Source organism: Kitasatospora sp. SolWspMP-SS2h, assembly GCF_003259315.1.
GTDB classification, from domain to species: Bacteria; Actinomycetota; Actinomycetes; order Streptomycetales; family Streptomycetaceae; genus Kitasatospora; species Kitasatospora fiedleri.
In genome coordinates this window covers 94,137-110,272 of sequence record NZ_QLLT01000012.1, presented here as the reverse complement: position 1 = coordinate 110,272, position 16,136 = coordinate 94,137, and the positions used below count along the sequence as shown (strand labels likewise).

Sequence of the window (16,136 nt, the reverse complement as noted above, 5' to 3'; positions counted from 1 at the left end):
GGGCCGTCGGCCTAGGCTGGGCGGGTCCGGCCGTCCGGCCGGCGGAGCGGCGAAGGGAGCCCGCGGGATGGTGGAGCGAACGGCCACGGTGCGCTGCGTGCCCGCGGTGCCGTGCTGGGTCGGCCTGACGGTCCGGGACCTGCCGGCCGCGCGGGACTTCTACGGGCCGCTGCTGGGCTGGGAGTTCACCTCCGGGCCGGACCGCTGGGGCAGCTACCTGCGCGCGCTGGCCGACGGCGTCGAGGTCGCCGGGCTGAGCGCGCTCAGCACCGACTGGGAGCGCCCGGTCGCCTGGACCACCTACTTCGGCATCGAGAGCGCCGACCGGGCCGCCGACGGCGTCCGCGAGCGCGGCGGCACCCTCGCGGTCGGCCCGCTCGCCTTCGACGCGGGCCGGGTCGCGCTGGCCGCCGACCCGTTCGGCGCGACCTTCGGCATCTGGGAGGGCGAACCCGCCGACCCCCGGCCCGGCGACACCCCCTGGACGGCCCGGCCCGGCGCCCCCGCCTGGATCGAGCTGCGCACCGCCGACCCGTTCGCCGCCGCGCTGTTCTACGGCGAGGTGTTCCGCTGGGACGACCGCGACCCGGCGCACTTCGAGGTCCGCTACGAGCACGAGCGGGTGGTGCTGCGCTCCGAGGGCCGCAGCGTCGCCGCGCTGCGCGCCGCGCGGGACCTCTCCCCGCACTGGGAGGTGTTCTTCTCGGTCGCCGACACCGACGCCGCCGCCCGCCGGGCCGTCGACCTCGGCGGCCGGGTGCTGGACGGCCCGGCCGACTCCCCGTACGGCCGGGTGGCCCGGCTGGCGGACGCCGAGGGCGGGCACTTCTCGGTCCTCGGCCCCGGCTAGGGCCCGGGGGAGGGCCGCTCCGGGCCCCGGGCGTCAGTCGCCCCGGCCGCCGTGCAGGACCGGGGCGAACAGGCGGTGCATCGCCTCCGGCAGCTCCTCCGGGTGGGCGACGGGGCGGTGGAACTCGAAGCGGGCGTCCAGGGCGCTGCCGGCGCCGAGCAGGCGCACCCGCAGGCCGCGCCGGTCCAGGGCGACCGGGCGGACCTCGCGCAGCCGGTCGGCGGGGTGCCAGCCGGCCGGCGGGCCGTCGGGGCGGTCCAGGGCGCGGGCGCCGAGTTCGCGCAGCTGGTCGGTGTGGGCGGCGGCCAGGTGCTGGAGCAGGCAGGCCTCCTCGGCGGCCACCGGGTCGGGCTCGGCGGCGGCCAGCCCGTCCGGGTCGAGGCAGCACTCGGAGCCCCACAGGTCGTCCAGCGCCAGGTGGTCGGGCTCCAGCCGGAGCAGCACGCCGGCCTCGCCGCGGTGCCCGTGGCGGGGGAACAGCGCGGCCGGGTCCTCGCCGGGGGAGCGGGAGAGGAGGCCCTGGACCTGGAGGCGGCCGCGGATGCGGTGCGGGAGGGCGACGGGGGCCACGTCCACGCAGTCGAGTTCGGCGGTGAGCGGGCCGCGGGCCAGTGCGGTGATCCGGTGCAGGGCCGACTCGCGGCCGACCAGCACGGCCACCGATCCGTCCGGCCGCAGCGCGCAGGCGACCTGCGGGGGCAGGCCGGGACGGGCGGTGAGGTCGGCGCCGCGGACGTCCAGCACGGCGGAGGAGGCGAACTCCAGCAGGGTGCGGGCGCGTTCGTGGGCGGACGGGCGGCGGTCGGGCTGGGGCAGCACGGGGAGCCTCCTTGACGATTAGGTAAGGCTAACCTAATCGCCAGGAGGGTGGGAGGTCCAGTGGCGCGCGGCCGGTCGCCGATCCGGTCGGCGATCCGGTCGGCCTCAGTCGCCGATCCGGTCGGCCGGCGCGCCCAGCATCCGCAGCACCAGCAGCCCGTAGCGCCGCCCCAGCTCCTCGGGGGACTCGCTGCTGCGCTCGGTGTACCAGCGCGAGACGTCGATGCCCAGCGAGGTGACCGCGCGGGCCGCGGTGCGCTGGTCCGGGACGCGGAACAGGCCCCGCGCCACCCCGTCCGCGATGATCCGCAGCACCGCCTCCTCGATCCGGATGCGTAGCTCGGCGACGGCCGCGAAGTCCTCCTCGGGCAGCGCGTGCAGCTCGTGGTTGACGATCCGGCCGACGGTGTGGCCGCGGGCGTGCCAGACCGTGAAGGACTCCGCCAGCGCCCGCATCCGCTCCACCGGGTCGGACCCGGCGGCCTCGGCCCGCTCCACCAGCTCCAGGGTGGCCCGGTGGCCGGTGCGGGAGATCTCGGCGAGCAGCGCCGCCTTCGACGGGTAGTGGATGTACAGCGCGGCCGGGCTCATCCCGGCGGCGGTGGCGATGTCCCGGGTGGTGGTGGCGTGGTAGCCGCGGCGGGCGAAGGAGTCCACGGCGGCCAGCAGCAGCCGCCGGGCGGCCTCGGTGCGCTCCCCGGGCCAGAGCGCGGCGGTCGCTGGGTCGGTCATGGGGTCATCCTCCCAGACGGTCGGGCGCGGGTCGGCGGGTCGGGCTGTTGACAGTGTCGCCCGCCGCCAAGATGCTAAGCAAGCGCTTAGTCAACGCGGGGGCCCGGAGCACCCGCAGATCCGAGAGGTACGGCGATGACAGTGTCGTTCGAGGGCAAGGTGGCCGTGGTCACCGGCGCGAGCCGGGGCATCGGGTTCGGCGTCGCGCGGGAACTGGTCCGGCGCGGGGCGAGGGTCTGCCTCACCGCCCGCACCAAGGAGACCCTGGACGAGGCCGTCCAGGCCCTCGGCGGGCCCGCGCACGCGATCGCCGTCGCCGGGAAGTCCGACGACGCCGCGCACCAGGAGGAGACCGTCGCCACCGTCCTGGACACCTACGGCCGCCTCGACCTGCTGGTCAACAACACCGGCATCAACCCCGTCTACGGCCCGGTCCTGGATACCGACCCCGCCGCCGCGGCCAAGATCCTCGCCGTCAACGTGCTCGCCCCGCTGGCCTGGACCCGCCGCGCCCACGCCGCCTGGATGGCCGAGCACGGCGGCGCGGTCGTCAACGTCGCCTCCATCGCCGGCCTCCGGGCCTCCAACGGCATCGGCATGTACGGCGTCTCCAAGGCCGCGCTGATCCGCCTCACCATGGAACTCGCCTCCGAACTCGGCCCCGGCGTCCGGATCAACGCCGTCGCCCCCGCCGTGGTCAAGACCAAGTTCGCCGAGGCGCTCTACGAGGGCCGGGAGGAGAAGGTCGCCCGCGCCTACCCGCTCGGCCGCCTCGGCCTGCCCGAGGACGTGGCCGGCGCCGTCTGCTTCCTGCTCTCCGAGGACGCCGGCTGGATCACCGGCCAGACCCTGGTGGTCGACGGCGGCGTCACCCTCGGCGGCGGGCTGTGACCGGCCCCGACGCGACCGGCCCCGACGCGACCGGTGCCGCTGCGACCGACGCCACCGCGACCGGTCCCGGCGCGGAGTTCGAGGGCGTCGGCGCGGTCGTCACCGGCGCCGGGCACGGCATCGGCGCGGCCCTCGCCCGGGCGCTGGCCGCCGCCGGCGCCCGGGTGGTGGTCAACGACCTCGACGCCGACGCCGCCCGCGCCGTCGCCGCCGAGACCGGCGGGCACGCCGTCCCCGGCGACGCGGCGAGCGAGGACGGCGTCACCGCCCTGGTCGACGCCGCCCGCGCCCACCTCGGCGCCGTCGACCTGTACTGCGCCAACGCGGGCGTCGCCACCACCGGCGGCCCCGACGCCACCCCCGACGCCTGGGAGACGGCCTGGCAGGTCAACGTGCTCGGCCACGTCCGGGCCAGCCGCCTGCTGCTGCCCGACTGGCTGGAGCGCGGCACCGGCCGCTTCCTGGCCACCGTCTCCGCCGCCGGACTGCTCACCATGCTCGGCTCCGCCCCGTACGCCGTCACCAAGCACGGCGCGCTGGCCTACGCCGAGTGGCTGTCCGCGACCTACCGGCACCGCGGCGTCCGGGTGCACGCGCTCTGCCCGCAGGGGGTGCGCACCCGGATGCTGGACGGCACCGGCACCCACGGGAAGGTGCTGCTCGAACCCACCGCGATCGAACCCGCCGAGGCCGCCGCGGCGGCCCTGCGCGGCATGGCGGCCGGGGAGTTCCTGATCCTGCCGCACCCGGAGACCGCCGACCACTACGCGGCCCGCGCCACCACCCCCGACCGCTGGCTGCACGGCATGAACCGGCTCCAGCAGCAGATCGAGACCCTCCGGGAGAACTGATGCGAGCCTGGCAGATCACCGAACTCGGCGCGCCCCGCGACGTGATGAAGCTGGTCGAGGACGCCGACCCGCCCGTCCCCGGCCCCGGCCAGCTCCTGGTCAGGGTCCGGGCCGCGGCCGTCAACTTCCCCGACGCGCTGATGGCCGCCGGGCTCTACCAGGTCCGCCCGCCACTGCCGTTCACCCCCGGCGTGGAACTCTGCGGCGAGGTCGCCGAGGGCCCGCGCACCGGCGAACGCCTGATCGGCACCGCCGAGCTGCCCGCCGGGGCGTTCGCCGAGCAGGCCCTGATGAACGCCGCCACCGCGCTGCCCGCCCCCGGCCACCTGGACGACGCCGAGGCCGCCGCCTTCCACATCGCCTACCAGACCGCCTGGTTCGCCCTGCACCGCCGCGCCCGCCTGGCCCCCGGCGAGACCCTGCTGGTGCACGCCGCGGCGGGCGGCGTCGGCAGCGCCGCCGTCCAACTCGGCAAGGCCGCCGGGGCGTTCGTCATCGCCGTGGTCGGCGGCCCGGAGAAGGCCGCGGTGGCGAGCGAGCTGGGCGCCGACCTGGTCGTCGACCGCCGCGCCGGGGACTTCGTCGCCGCCGTCAAGGACGCCACCGGCGGGCGCGGCGCGGACGTGGTCTTCGACCCGGTCGGCGGCCCCGCCTTCACCGGCTCCACCCGGTGCGTCGCCTTCGAGGGCCGGATCGTGCTGGTCGGCTTCGCCTCCGGCGAGATCCCCGCCCCGGCCCTCGGCCACGCCCTGGTCAAGAACTACTCGCTGCTCGGCCTGCACTGGGGCCGCTACGTCACCGAGGACCCCGCCGCCGTCCGGGACTGCCACGCCGCGCTCACCGCGCTGGCCCCCCGCCCGCTGGTCTCCGCCCGCCTCCCGCTGGACGCCGCCGCCACCGCCGTCCACGACGTCGCCTCCGGCACCACCACGGGCCGCCTCGCGATCGTCCCCTGACGGGACCCCTGGGGAGGGGCCCCGTCAGCGGGTCTCCCACTCCCCTGCGCTCAGCGGTACTTCCTCAGCTCGCGGCGGGCGAGCGAGCGCTTGTGGACCTCGTCCGGGCCGTCGGCCAGGCGCAGGGTGCGGTTGCCGGACCAGAGCTGGGCGAGCGGGGTGTCCTGGCTGACGCCGGCCGCGCCGTGGGCCTGGACGGCCTTGTCGAGGATCCACTCGACGGTGGACGGGACGGCGATCTTGATCGCCTGGATCTCGGTGTGGGCGCCGCGGTTGCCGACGGTGTCCATCAGCCAGGCGGTCTTCAGGACCAGCAACCGGGCCTGCTCGATGCGGACCCGGGCCTCGGCGATCCAGTCCTGGACGACGCCCTGGTCGGCGAGCGGACGGCCGAAGGCGACCCGGGAGCCGACCCGGCGGCAGGTGAGTTCGAGGGCGCGTTCGGCGATCCCGAGGGCGCGCATGCAGTGGTGGATGCGGCCGGGCCCGAGCCGGGCCTGGGCGATGGCGAAGCCGCCGCCCTCCTCGCCGATCAGGTTCGCGGCGGGGACGCGGACGTCCTCGAACAGGATCTCGGCGTGGCCGCCGTGGTCGGTGTCCTCGTAGCCGAACACCCGCATGCCGCGCAGCACCCGCACGCCCGGGGTGTCGCGCGGGACGAGGACCATCGACTGCTGGCGGCGGGTCTCGGCGGCGGGGTCGGTCTTGCCCATCACGATGAGGATCCCGCAGTCCGGGTTCATCGCCCCGGTGATGTACCACTTGCGGCCGTTGACGACGTACTCGTCGCCGTCGCGCTCGATCCGGGTGGTGATGTTGGTGGCGTCCGAGGAGGCCACGTCCGGTTCGGTCATCGCGAAGGCGGAGCGCGTGGTGCCGTCGAGCAGCGGTCGCAGCCAGCGTTCCCGCTGCTCGGGGGAGCCGAACTGGGCGAGCAGCTCCATGTTGCCGGTGTCGGGGGCCGCGCAGTTGAGCGCGGGCGGGGCCAACAGGATGGAACGGCCGGTGAGTTCGGCCAGCGGCGCGTACTGGAGGTTGGTCAGCCCGGCGCCCAGCTCCCCGGGCAGGAACAGGTTCCACAGGCCGCGGGACTTCGCGGCGGCCCGCAACTCGCCGATCACCGGCGGGATCGACCACGGCTCGCGCCCCGGGTCGTCGAGCTGCCCGGCCAGCACCGGTTCGGCGGGATAGACGAACTCGTCCATGAAGGAGCCGAGTTCGCCGAGCAGCTCGGTCGTCCTGGCGTCGTACCCGAAATCCATTCCTCAGCCCTCCAGCGATTCGAGCCCGAACTCCACGAACAGCGGCACGAGTTCGCCGACCCGGTCGAAGCCCGCGCCGACGGTGCCGCCCTGGGTGTAGCGGAAGTGGATGCCCTCCAGCACGACCGCCAGCTTGAACGAGGCGAAGGCGACGTACCAGCCGAGCCCGGCGACGTCCCGGCCGGAGCCCTCCGCGTAGCGGCGGACCAGCTCGGCCGTGGACGGGAAGCCGGGGGCGAGGGCCGCGCCGGGGAGCACCCCGTCGAAGCGGCGGGCCAGTTCGGTGTACATCACCAGCAGGCCCAGGTCGGTGAGCGGGTCGCCGACGGTGGACATCTCCCAGTCCAGGACGGCGGTGATCCGGTCCTCGCCGTCCACCAGGACGTTGTCCAGCCGGTAGTCGCCGTGCACCAGCGCCGGGGCGGGGGAGACCGGCAGGGTCTCGCCGAGGCGGCGGTGCAGCTCGTCCGCGCCCGGCACCTCGCGGCTCCGGGAGGCGTCCAACTGCTTCCCCCAGCGCCGCAGTTGGCGCTCCAGGAAGCCCTCGGGACGGCCGAAGCCGGCCAGGCCCGCGGCCTCCGGGTCCAGCGCGTGCAGGGCGACCAGGGTCTCCACCAGCCGCACGCCCAGGGCGTGCACCCGGTCCTCGCCGAGCGTGGCCAGCGCCTTCGCGTCCCGGTGCGCGGTGCCGGGCACGTACTCCATCAGGTAGAACGGCGCGCCGATCACCCCGGTGTCCTCGACCAGCAGCACCGGCCGCGGCACCGGCACCGCCGTCCCGGCCAGCGCGCCCAGCACCCGGTACTCGCGGGCCATGTCGTGCGCGGTGGCCAGCACGTGCCCGAGCGGCGGACGGCGCAGCACCCAGCGGGAGGCACCGTCCTCGACCAGGTACGTCAGGTTGGACCGCCCGCCCTCGAACAGCCGCGCCGTGAGCGGCCCCGCGACGGGCGCCGGCAGCGCGGTGTCCAGGTGGGCGCGCAGCCTCTCCAGGTCTAGTCCGGGCGGAGCAGCGGTGGTCATCGGGGCACCTCGCAGGGGTCGGGACGTACTGACTAAGCGCTTGCTTAGGATCGGTCCGGCGACGACACTTGTCAACGAGCGACCACGGAACCGGCCACGGACGCGATCGCGGGGACGGCTGCGGGGGTCGGTTGCGGGGACGGCCGCAGGGCCGGTCGCGGAACGCCCGCCCGGAACGGCGTCCCGGGCGGGCGTTCCGCGACCGTGGGCTCAGCCCGGCTGCGACCCCGCCCCGCCCACCGGGGCGCCGCCACCGGCCGGATCGCCACCGGCGGGGGCGGCCCCCGAGCCGTCGGCCGGGGCCTGGGTGGCCAGTGCGGGTGTCTGGGTGGCGGGTGTCTGGGTGGCCGGGGTCTGCGCAGCCGGGGTCTGGGTGCCGGGGTCCGCCTGGGGCGTCGTCGGGGACGCCGTCGGGTCGGTGGTCGCGTCCGGTGCGGGCGTGGCCCCCGCGCCGGTGGCGGCCCCCGTGCTGACACTCGCGCTCGCGCCCGGGCTCGGGACCGCGCCCCCCGCGCCGCGCAGCGCGGCGATGTCGACGCCGACCGGGTCGCCCAGCGAGGTGACGGCGTAGAAGGGGCCCTGCGGCCCCGCCACCGTGTGCCCGGCGGTCTCGCCCGGCCCGTGGTCGCCGGTGTAGCGGTACAGCGGGTGGCCCTTGTACAGCACCTGGGCCGTCCCGTCCGGCAGCGCCGCCGCGCCCAGCAGCCCGTCGTCCACGCCGGGCCCGGCCGACGGGAAACCCGGGGTGGTCACCGGCGGCCAGGACTTCGCGCACTCGTCCAGGCAGGTCGCGTGCACCGAGGTGTCGGCGCCGTACAGGTACAGGGTGCGGCCCTGGTCGTCCACCAGGAGCGGGCCCAGGCTGCCCACCCGGGCCAGTGCCACCCGGGTGCCCACCGTGGTGGCGAACGCCGACACCGACGGACCCGCGTCGGCGACCGGCGCCGCGGTGGCGGGCGAGGACTCGGCGGCCGGCGGGGCGCTCGGGTCCGAGGACGCCGAGCACCCCGCGGCCGAGAGGACGGACAGCGACAGCACCACGGCCACGGCGGCCCGGCGGGTGCGGCACCTGCGGCAGGCGGGGCGGGTGCGGGACAGCGGGGCGGCGGCAGCACGGCGGGTACGGGGCATCGGGGCTCCAGGGGACGGCGCGGCACTGGAGACCATCCACTCCCGCCGACCGCCGCCCGGCCACTCCAGAGCCGGGCCGCTCCGCACCAGGGGGGACCCCGTTGCCCCGGAAGGCCCACCCCGGGCCCGTTCCCCGCCTGCCCCCGCGCCCGATCCGCCCCTCGCCCGGGCGGGTGGACACCGGAGGGGGACCACTCGTCCGAGGGGGCGTCCGTGACCACCCGGTCGGCCGGAACCGGCGACACCGGCACCGGCACCGGCAGCGCGGTCCGGGCCCACCTCGACGGTGGGCGGTCCGATCGTGTCGTCCGGCGTCCCTCGTGCGCGCTGGCCCGCGCGGTGGCGATCGGTGGCGCGCGGCGGGCGGGTCGTCAGCCGTCCGTCCGCTCGTGCAGCCAGGCGGTCGCGGACTCCTTGAGGTCGCGCTCCAGCTCGCTGCCCCGGGTCGCGAAGACCCGGCCCACCGGGTAGCCGGTGGCCTCCAGCAGGTAGGCGAGGGCCGCGTACTCCCGCGGGTGCCGGTCGACCGCCCGCGGGTCGATGTCGACGGGGCCGGCCGGGAAGGTGAACGAGGCGAAGTCGTAGACGCTCTTGCGGTCGCTGATCCGCCACACCCCGTCCCGCTTCTCCAGGCGGTCGACGAACCGGTTGTGGCCCTCGCAGCCGAGCCGGAGGTCGGTGTTCTCGCCGATGATGACGGCGTTGGTCTCGCTGACGGCGCGGGTGCCGTCCGCGGAGAAGGCCACCACGGGCGCGGTGATCAGGTGCTTGGTGCGGAAGGCGGAGGCCCCCATCCGGGCGGAGGCGTCGACGAACTCGTGCGCCGGCCCCTCGAACCAGGTGATCTCGATCCGGCCGTCGGGGTGGAAGAGGTCCTTCAGCCGCTCCCAGTCGCCCAGGTCGCGGTGGATCCACCCGGTCATGAGGTCGGCGATGTCCTGTCGGTCCTGGAGTGTCGCGTTCACGCGTCCAGTCTTCGCTCCGGAGAGCGATAGATCCAACCGAAAGATACGATCGAACGATCGCCGCGGACGATGGACGGGAGGGCGGGCCGTGGAACTGCGGCACCTGCGCTACTTCGTCGCCGTCGCCGACGAGCGGCACTTCGGCCGGGCCGCCGCCCGGCTGAACGTCACCCAGTCCACCCTCAGCGCTCAGGTGCAGGCCCTGGAGCGCGAGGTGGGCGGGCGGCTGTTCACCAGGACCAGCCGGAGCGTCGAACTCACCGAGGCCGGCGAACTGCTGCTCCCCGCGGCCCGCCGCACCCTGGCCCAGGCCGACCGGGCCCTGCGGACCGCCCGGCAGTCCGTGCGCGGCGAGACCGGGACGGTGCGGATCGGCTTCTCCGGCGTCGCCGTCCTCCAGGGCGTCCTCCCCGACGACCTGCACGGCTTCCGGCTGGCCCACCCCCGGGTCGGACTCGCCCTGACCGAGCTCCCGCCCGCCGCCCAGGTCCAGGCGGTGCGCGACGGCACGCTCGACCTCGGCTACTGCCCCGACCTCGCCCTCGGCGACGCCGACGGCCTGCGGGTCGTCCGCCGCGCGCCCACCCCGCTCTCCGTCGCCCTGCGCTCCGACCACGAACTGGCCTCCGCCGCCACGGTCACCGCCGCCGCGCTGGCCGCCCACGACCTCATCGTCTTCGCCGGCCGCGAGGAGGACGAGACCGTCCTGTCCCGGATCCGGCCCGCCGCCGAGCAGGACCGCGCCCGGGTCCGGGTGGTCGGCAGCACCCTCGGTGTCCTCGCCCTCGCCTCGGCCGGCGCCGGCGTGGCCCTCGTCCCCGCCGCCACCGAACGGATCACCCTGCCCGGCCTCGTCTACCGCCCCCTGCACGGAACCGCACCGGGGCCGGACCTGCTGGTTATCGGCCGCCCCGACGAGACCTCCGGAGCGGTCCGCGCCTACCTCCGCGCCCTCCCCGCCCCCTGACCCGCCACGACCGCCTCACACCGCCCGCCCCCACACCGTCCGGTCCCCGCCTCGCCACCCCACCAGGTCCGGATCGTCCAGGTCCGGCTCCGCGACCCCCGCCCGCCGGATCAGCTCCACCACCTCCTCCGGCCCGGTCGCCCGCCCCACCGTCCGCCCGTAGATCTCCACCCGCCGGTACGACCGCACCCCGCGGGTCGGCGGGCGGACCACGACCGGCGGGCGGAATATGTCTCCGGACTCGCTCATACCCCCAGTGTCCCGCGCCCCCCGCCCAACGGCCCGTCGGCGTCACCCCGCGTCGCCGGTCCGGTGCGAAGGGCGGTTCCCCGGGCAGGCCGCCCGACCCGTCGGCCCGGTCCGGGTCAGCGGGCCAGGAGGTTGACGGCGGTGCGGAAGAGCGGGGGGAGGGTGGCGGCGAGGGGGACGATGCGGGGGCCCAGCCAGGGGTGGTGGCGGGTGGTCAGGAGGGCGGAGGTGAGGAAGCGGTAGGGGCGGGTGGCGCGGTGCCAGGCGCGTTCGTAGGCGGCGGGGCGGCCGGTGGTGAGGCAGCGGACGGCGGCCTCGGCGGAGGCCAGGGCGAGGGCGACGCCCTCGCCGGTCAGGGCGTCCAGGTAGCCGGCCGCGTCGCCGACCAGCAGGACCCGGCCGTGCACCCGGGCCCCGGCCCGCTGCCGCAGGGGGCCCGCGCCCCGGACCGGGCCGGCCGGGGCGTCGCCGAGGCGGTCCAGCAGGGCCGGGAAGGAGGCGAGTTGGCGGTCGAACGGGAGGCGGGCGGTGCCGAGCACGGCGACCCCGACCGTCCCGTCCGCGACCGGCGTGACGTACGCCTCGGCGTGCCGCGACCAGTGCACCTCGACCAGGTCGCTCCACGGCCGGACCGCGAAGTGCCGCCGCTGCCCGTACCTGGCCGGGTGCCGACCGGGGGCGGGCAGGTGCAGGCCGAGCGCGCGGCGGACGGGGGAGTGCAGGCCGTCCGCCGCGACCAGGTGGCGGGCGGTCAACTCGCCGACGGTGATCGAGTCTTGGCCCAGCCGCAGGCCGTCGGCCCGGGCGGTGCGGCGGTGGACGCCGAGCTGTTCGGCGCGGGCGGCGAGCGCGGCGTGCAGGGCGGTGCGGCGCACGCCCAGGCCGTGCCCGGTGCGGAAGCGGGCCTCGGCGGTGCGGGCGCCGTCCGCGGACAGGTAGCGGATGCCCGCGAACGGGCGGCCCCCGACCTCGACGCCCAGCCGCTCCAGGGCCCGCACCGCGCCCGGCATCAGGCCCTCGCCGCACGCCTTGTCGATCGGCGTCGGCCGCGGCTCCAGGACGGTGGTGGCCAGCCCCGCGCGGGCGGCGTGGATCGCGGTGGCCAGCCCGGCCGGGCCGCCGCCGACCACCAGCAGGTCGATCACCCGGCCACCCGGCAGCGGGTCAGCGCGGCGTCCTCGCAGCGCAGCCGGGTGGCCAGCAGCCAGGCGTCCAGCACCGTGAAGCAGAGCGCGGTGGCCCACGCGGTGTGCACCAGCGGCAGCGCGAAGCCCTCGACCACCACCGCCAGGTAGTTGGGGTGCCGCAGCCACCGGTACGGGCCGCCGGAGACCAGCGGCAGGCCCGGCACCACGATCACCCGGGTGTTCCAGCGCGGCCCCAGCGTCCGGATGCACCACCAGCGCAGCCCCTGCGCGCCCAGCGCCAGCGCCAGCATCGGCCAGCCCAGCGCGGGCAGGAACGGCCGCCCCGCGTACCGGACTTCGAGCAGGCAGCCGGCCAGCAGCGCGGTGTGCAGCACCACCATCGCCGGGTAGTGCCCCCGCCCGTACTCGACGCCGCCCCGGGCCAGGCTCCAGACGGCGTTGCGGCGGGCGACCAGCAGTTCCGCCAGCCGCTCCACGGCGACCAGCGCGATCAGGACGGTGTAGGGGATCATCTTCGACTACCAGCGCAGGAGGACGAGTTCGGAGGCGAAGCCGGGCCCGAGCGCCAGCATCAGCCCGTACGAGCCGGGCGGCGGCGGGCCGGCCGCGAGCACGTCCCGCAGGATGTGCAGCACGGACGCCGAGGAGAGGTTGCCGCAGCGCGCCAGCGAGGCCCGGCTCGGGGCCAGCGCGGTGGCGGGCAGGCCGAGTTCCTCCTCCAGCACGTCCAGCACCCGGGGGCCGCCCGGGTGGCAGATCCAGGCCGTCACATCGCCCGGCTTGAGGTCGTGCGCGGCCAGGAAGGACGCCACCTCCTCGCCCACGTGCAGCCGTACCAGCTCGGGGAGTTCGGCGCCCAGCAGGATGCCGAACCCGGAGTCGCCGACCTCCCAGCCGAGCAGCCGCTCGGTGCCCGGGTACAGCCGGCTGCGGGTCGCCACCACCTCGGGCCCCGCGCAGCCGAGCGCGGCACCGGCCGCGTCGCCGACCGCGACCAGCGCGCCCGCGCCGTCCCCGAACAGGGCCGTGGCCAGCAGGTTCGCCGCCGAGGTGTCGGCGCGCCGGAGCGTCAGCGAGCACAGCTCGGTGGCCAGCAGCAGCGCCACCCCGTCCGGACGGCCCGCCAGCAGGTCGTCCACCGCCGCGACCCCCGCCGCCCCGCCCGCGCAGCCCAGCCCGAACAGCGGCAGCCGCCGGACGTCCTCGCGCAGCCCCAGCCGGGACGCCAACCGGGCCTCCAGGGACGGGACCGCGATGCCCGTGACCGTGGTGGAGACCACGAAGTCGACCCGCTGGGAGGGGATTTCGGCCTCGTCCAGGGCCTGCGCGGCGGCCCGCTCGGCGAGTTCGGCGGCGGCCGTCAGCCAGGCGTCGTTGGCCCGGCCGAAACCGCCCAGCTCCGGGTAGCGCTCCAGCGGGAACGCCAGGTGCCGGAACTCCACCCCCGACCCCGCGAAGAACCGCTCCGCCAACGCCCCCGCCTGCCCGGCGCCCGGGCGCAGCGCCGCCACCGCTCCGGCCAACTCCCGCTGCCCGTAGCGGTGGGCCGGGAGCACTCCGTGCACAGCCGCGATCCGCGTCACCGGCCCAGAATAGGGAAGATCCGGAGAGAACCGGGCAATTCGCCCGGCCGGGCGCGTCCCGGTCGGTGACGGAGCGTCAACTCCGGGGCCCGGTCGCGGGCCGCCACTGCCGGCGGGACCAACCCGCGGGCGGGGACGACGGAGCCGTGGGGCGAGGGGGGAGCGGGCCGGCGGGTGGTGCGTGCCGACGGGCGGGTGCGGCCGGAGCGTCAGCAGCACCGCACCGACGACCCGCACCCGGGGCCGCCGCCCGGTCACCGGCCGCCCGCCCGCCCGCCGGGCGCGGCGCGGCAGCGGCAGCGGTGGCGGTGGCGGTGGCGGCAGCAGCCGGGCGGTCGGCGGGGCAGCGCCGGGGCCGGGGCTCCGCGCCGCCGGGTCCTCCTTCCGCGGGCGGGCCTGAGCGGGCTCGGGCGGCCGTGGACGGGCCGGGGGAGTGTGTCATCCGCCGGGCCGCGCCGGGCGGGTGAACCGCCTTTCCCAGGGCGGATCTTGACGATTCGCTCATGTCCTCGGCGGCGATCCGCCGCGCACCGCCTAGCCTGGCCGGTGTGAGCAGCGCAGCGGTGGTGTCCCGGGCCCGGATGGGGGCGCTGCTGCGCGCCTGCCACCCCGCGCCCTCCGCCGCCGTGACCGCCCTGGCCGCCGCGATGGCCGCGGAGGCCGGGCGCGGCGCGCTCGGCACGGTGCTCACCGCCGGTGCGGTCGCCGCCGGGCAGCTGTCGATCGGCTGGAGCAACGACCTGATCGACCGGCGGCGGGACGCGGACGCGGGGCGGCCCGACAAGCCGCTCGCCGCGGCGGAGGTGACGGCGGGGCAGGTCGCCGGGGCCACCCGCTGGGCGGTGGTCTGCTGCGTGCTGCTCTCGGCGGCCTGCGGGGTGGCCGCGGCGGCGGTCCACCTGGCGGCGGTGGCCGCGGGCTGGGCGTACAACCTGCGGCTGAAGGCGACCGTCTGGTCCTGGCTCCCGTACGCGGTGGCCTTCGCGCTGCTGCCGGCGTTCGTGACGCTCGCCCTGCCCGGACGGCCGTGGCCCGCCCCCGGGGTGCTCGGTGCGGGCGCGCTGCTCGGTGTCGCCGGGCACTTCGCCAACGTGCTGCCCGACCTGGTCGCGGACCGCGCCGCCGGCATCCGCGGCCTGCCCCAGCGGATGGGCCGCCGCGCCTCGGCGGCCGTCGCCGTCCTCGCCGCGACCGCCGCCGCCCTGCTGCTCGCCCCCGGCTGGCCCGCCCTCGCCGTCACCGCCCCGCCCGCCCTGGCCACCCTGCTCGCCCCGCCCCGCAGCCGCGCCCCCTTCCTGGCGGTGATCGCGGCGGCGGCGCTGGCGCTCGGCCTGCTGCTGCTCGGGGGCGGGCTGCGCGGTTGAGCCCGCGGGCGCCGGGCGGGGCTGTCGGCGGCGGGTGGCAGGATGGCGCGCCGGACACGGCCACCGGAGGAAGACAGTGCGACAGCGACTCAACCTGATCCTGCTCGGGGTGCGCGACGTCGCCGCCTCGGTGGCGTTCTACCAGGAGCTGGGCTGGCGGCGGTCCGCGGCGGGCTCGGACGGGTTCGCGCTGTTCGAACTGGGCGGCGTCGCGGTCGGGTTCCAGTCCCGGGCGGACTTCGCGGCCGACGCCGGGCTGCCCGACCGGGGGCCGGGCGGCTTCGCCGGTTTCGCCCTGGCGTACGTGGCCCGCAGCGCCGACGAGGTGTACCGGGTCATGGCCCGGGCCGCCGAGCTGGGCGCCGCCGTCACCCGCCCGGCCGGCCCGAACCCCTGGGGACACAGCGGGTACTTCACCGACCCCGACGGCCACCTGTTCGAGGTGCTGTACGAGGACGGCTGGATCTTCGACGAGCACGACGACCTGGTGCTCTGACCGCGCCGGGCCGCCCGCTCCGCGCTGGGCCGCCCGCATCGGACCGCCCGCTCCGCGCCGGGGCGGTCAGGCCGAGAAACCGCCGTCCACCGCGATCACCGCGCCGGTGACGTACCCGGCGTCGGGCCCGGCCAGGTGGGCGACGGTGGCGGCGATCTCGGCGGGGGCGGCGTAGCGGCCGAGGGCGGTGAGGCCGCTGATCGCGCTGGCGCCGGGGCCGTCGGCGGGGTTGGCGTCGGTGTCGGTCGGGCCGGGGTGGACCAGGTTGACGGTGATGCCGCGCGGGCCGAGTTCGCGGGCCAGGCCCTTGGTCAGGCCGACCAGGGCGGTCTTGGTCATCGCGTACAGGGCGAGGCCGGGGAAGGGGACCCGGTCGGCGATGTTGCTGCCGATGCCGATGATCCGGCCGCCCGCCGGCAGGTGCGCCGCGGCGGCCCGGGCCAGCAGAAACGGGGCGCGGACGTTGACGGCCAGGACGGCGTCGAGCTGCGCCGTGCCGACCCCGTCCAGCGGGCCGGTGGGGAAGGCGGCCGCGTTGCCGACCAGCACGTCCAGCCGGCCGAGCGTGCGCACGGTGCGGGCCACCGCGCCGGTCAGGGCCGCCTCGTCCGCGCTGTCGGCCCGGATCGCCAGGGCCCGGCGGCCCAGTCCCTCGATCTCCCGGGCCACCTGTTCGGCCCGTTCGGTGTCCTGGCGGTAGGTCAGGGCGACGTCGGCGCCCTCCGCGGCGAGCCGCAGCGCGATGGCGGCGCCGATGCCCCGGCTGCCGCCGGTCACCAGGGCGACGTGTCCTTCGAGTCGGTTGCTGTCCATGGCGTCGAGCTTCGTCCGGGCGGGCGCCGGGCGCTG

General features: G+C 77.1%; 18 protein-coding genes. 7 read left to right on the top strand and 11 right to left on the bottom strand.

Features of this window, described 5'->3' with window-relative positions:
- Positions 1-67 precede the first annotated feature (67 nt).
- Positions 68-850 carry a VOC family protein gene (locus K353_RS16670; protein WP_111554381.1) on the top strand — a complete coding sequence of 261 codons (783 nt, stop codon included), beginning with the start codon at positions 68-70 and terminating at the stop codon, positions 848-850.
- Between the two features lie 33 nt (positions 851-883).
- Here the strand turns inward: K353_RS16670 and K353_RS16665 are convergent, their stop codons facing one another.
- Positions 884-1,669, bottom strand: a complete 786-nt coding sequence (locus tag K353_RS16665) for a DUF2470 domain-containing protein (protein WP_199528123.1) — start codon at positions 1,667-1,669, stop codon at positions 884-886.
- 105 nt (positions 1,670-1,774) lie between these two features.
- Positions 1,775-2,401, bottom strand: coding sequence for a TetR/AcrR family transcriptional regulator (locus K353_RS16660; RefSeq protein ID WP_111554380.1), 627 nt, complete (start codon positions 2,399-2,401; stop codon positions 1,775-1,777).
- A 135-nt stretch (positions 2,402-2,536) separates the two neighbouring features.
- On the opposite strand from K353_RS16660, the gene K353_RS16655 reads away from it, so the two are divergent.
- From K353_RS16655 to K353_RS16645, 3 genes are read left to right on the top strand one after another with little or no spacing between them, the layout of a single operon-like run.
- Complete coding sequence (locus tag K353_RS16655; RefSeq protein ID WP_111554379.1) at positions 2,537-3,292, top strand: SDR family oxidoreductase; 756 nt, start codon at positions 2,537-2,539, stop codon at positions 3,290-3,292.
- A complete protein-coding gene (locus K353_RS16650) occupies positions 3,289-4,143 on the top strand; it encodes an SDR family oxidoreductase (RefSeq protein ID WP_111554378.1) in 855 nt (284 codons plus the stop codon). The genes K353_RS16655 and K353_RS16650 overlap by 4 nt, the downstream gene beginning before the upstream one ends.
- Positions 4,143-5,099 carry an NADPH:quinone oxidoreductase family protein gene (locus K353_RS16645; protein ID WP_111554377.1) on the top strand — a complete coding sequence of 319 codons (957 nt, stop codon included), beginning with the start codon at positions 4,143-4,145 and terminating at the stop codon, positions 5,097-5,099. The genes K353_RS16650 and K353_RS16645 overlap by 1 nt, the downstream gene beginning before the upstream one ends.
- Before the next feature lie 50 nt (positions 5,100-5,149).
- Here K353_RS16645 and K353_RS16640 read toward each other — a convergent pair whose 3' ends face one another.
- The 4 genes from K353_RS16640 to K353_RS16625 form a co-directional block, all read right to left on the bottom strand.
- Entirely contained in the window at positions 5,150-6,361 is a 1,212-nt protein-coding gene (locus K353_RS16640) for an acyl-CoA dehydrogenase family protein (protein ID WP_111554376.1), read from the bottom strand.
- Positions 6,362-6,364: 3 nt separating this feature from the next.
- Complete coding sequence (locus K353_RS16635) at positions 6,365-7,384, bottom strand: phosphotransferase family protein (protein WP_111554375.1); 1,020 nt, start codon at positions 7,382-7,384, stop codon at positions 6,365-6,367.
- A 210-nt stretch (positions 7,385-7,594) separates the two neighbouring features.
- A complete protein-coding gene (locus K353_RS16630) occupies positions 7,595-8,515 on the bottom strand; it encodes a hypothetical protein (protein WP_111554374.1) in 921 nt (306 codons plus the stop codon).
- Between the two features lie 371 nt (positions 8,516-8,886).
- Positions 8,887-9,480: a nuclear transport factor 2 family protein gene (locus K353_RS16625; protein WP_111554373.1), complete on the bottom strand. Its 594-nt coding sequence runs from the start codon at positions 9,478-9,480 to the stop codon at positions 8,887-8,889.
- An 88-nt stretch (positions 9,481-9,568) separates the two neighbouring features.
- Between K353_RS16625 and K353_RS16620 the strand changes: the two genes are divergently transcribed.
- On the top strand, positions 9,569-10,447 hold the full coding sequence (locus K353_RS16620) for a LysR substrate-binding domain-containing protein (protein ID WP_111554372.1): 879 nt from the start codon (positions 9,569-9,571) through the stop codon (positions 10,445-10,447).
- A 15-nt stretch (positions 10,448-10,462) separates the two neighbouring features.
- Here K353_RS16620 and K353_RS16615 read toward each other — a convergent pair whose 3' ends face one another.
- The 4 genes from K353_RS16615 to K353_RS16600 all read right to left on the bottom strand — a co-directional run bounded on the left by K353_RS16615 (position 10,463) and on the right by K353_RS16600 (position 13,427).
- Positions 10,463-10,696, bottom strand: a complete 234-nt coding sequence (locus tag K353_RS16615; RefSeq protein WP_111554371.1) for a hypothetical protein — start codon at positions 10,694-10,696, stop codon at positions 10,463-10,465.
- Positions 10,697-10,812: 116 nt separating this feature from the next.
- Complete coding sequence (locus K353_RS16610) at positions 10,813-11,841, bottom strand: NAD(P)/FAD-dependent oxidoreductase (RefSeq protein WP_111554370.1); 1,029 nt, start codon at positions 11,839-11,841, stop codon at positions 10,813-10,815.
- Positions 11,838-12,356 (bottom strand): isoprenylcysteine carboxyl methyltransferase family protein, encoded by a 519-nt coding sequence (locus K353_RS16605; protein ID WP_111554369.1) that lies wholly within the window; start codon positions 12,354-12,356, stop codon positions 11,838-11,840. Before K353_RS16605 ends, K353_RS16610 begins: the two co-directional genes overlap by 4 nt.
- A gap of 6 nt (positions 12,357-12,362) precedes the next feature.
- The gene (locus tag K353_RS16600) at positions 12,363-13,427 is read right to left on the bottom strand and encodes a type III polyketide synthase (RefSeq protein WP_111554368.1); all 1,065 of its coding nucleotides are present in this window, start codon (positions 13,425-13,427) and stop codon (positions 12,363-12,365) included.
- Positions 13,428-13,975: 548 nt separating this feature from the next.
- On the opposite strand from K353_RS16600, the gene K353_RS16595 reads away from it, so the two are divergent.
- Positions 13,976-14,791 carry a UbiA family prenyltransferase gene (locus tag K353_RS16595; protein ID WP_233533630.1) on the top strand — a complete coding sequence of 272 codons (816 nt, stop codon included), beginning with the start codon at positions 13,976-13,978 and terminating at the stop codon, positions 14,789-14,791.
- 76 nt (positions 14,792-14,867) lie between these two features.
- The gene (locus K353_RS16590) at positions 14,868-15,287 is read left to right on the top strand and encodes a VOC family protein (protein ID WP_111554366.1); all 420 of its coding nucleotides are present in this window, start codon (positions 14,868-14,870) and stop codon (positions 15,285-15,287) included.
- A gap of 66 nt (positions 15,288-15,353) precedes the next feature.
- Here K353_RS16590 and K353_RS16585 read toward each other — a convergent pair whose 3' ends face one another.
- Positions 15,354-16,100: an SDR family NAD(P)-dependent oxidoreductase gene (locus K353_RS16585; RefSeq protein ID WP_111554365.1), complete on the bottom strand. Its 747-nt coding sequence runs from the start codon at positions 16,098-16,100 to the stop codon at positions 15,354-15,356.
- Positions 16,101-16,136 lie beyond the last annotated feature (36 nt).

Coding starts and splice junctions, on each gene's coding strand:
- K353_RS16670 (WP_111554381.1), top strand. CDS start 68: ATGGTGGAGCGAACGGCCACGGTGCGCTGCGTGCCCGCGGTGCCGTGC.
- K353_RS16660 (WP_111554380.1), bottom strand. CDS start 2,401: ATGACCGACCCAGCGACCGCCGCGCTCTGGCCCGGGGAGCGCACCGAG.
- K353_RS16655 (WP_111554379.1), top strand. CDS start 2,537: ATGACAGTGTCGTTCGAGGGCAAGGTGGCCGTGGTCACCGGCGCGAGC.
- K353_RS16645 (WP_111554377.1), top strand. CDS start 4,143: ATGCGAGCCTGGCAGATCACCGAACTCGGCGCGCCCCGCGACGTGATG.
- K353_RS16640 (WP_111554376.1), bottom strand. CDS start 6,361: ATGGATTTCGGGTACGACGCCAGGACGACCGAGCTGCTCGGCGAACTC.
- K353_RS16635 (WP_111554375.1), bottom strand. CDS start 7,384: ATGACCACCGCTGCTCCGCCCGGACTAGACCTGGAGAGGCTGCGCGCC.
- K353_RS16630 (WP_111554374.1), bottom strand. CDS start 8,515: ATGCCCCGTACCCGCCGTGCTGCCGCCGCCCCGCTGTCCCGCACCCGC.
- K353_RS16615 (WP_111554371.1), bottom strand. CDS start 10,696: ATGAGCGAGTCCGGAGACATATTCCGCCCGCCGGTCGTGGTCCGCCCG.
- K353_RS16605 (WP_111554369.1), bottom strand. CDS start 12,356: ATGATCCCCTACACCGTCCTGATCGCGCTGGTCGCCGTGGAGCGGCTG.
- K353_RS16585 (WP_111554365.1), bottom strand. CDS start 16,100: ATGGACAGCAACCGACTCGAAGGACACGTCGCCCTGGTGACCGGCGGC.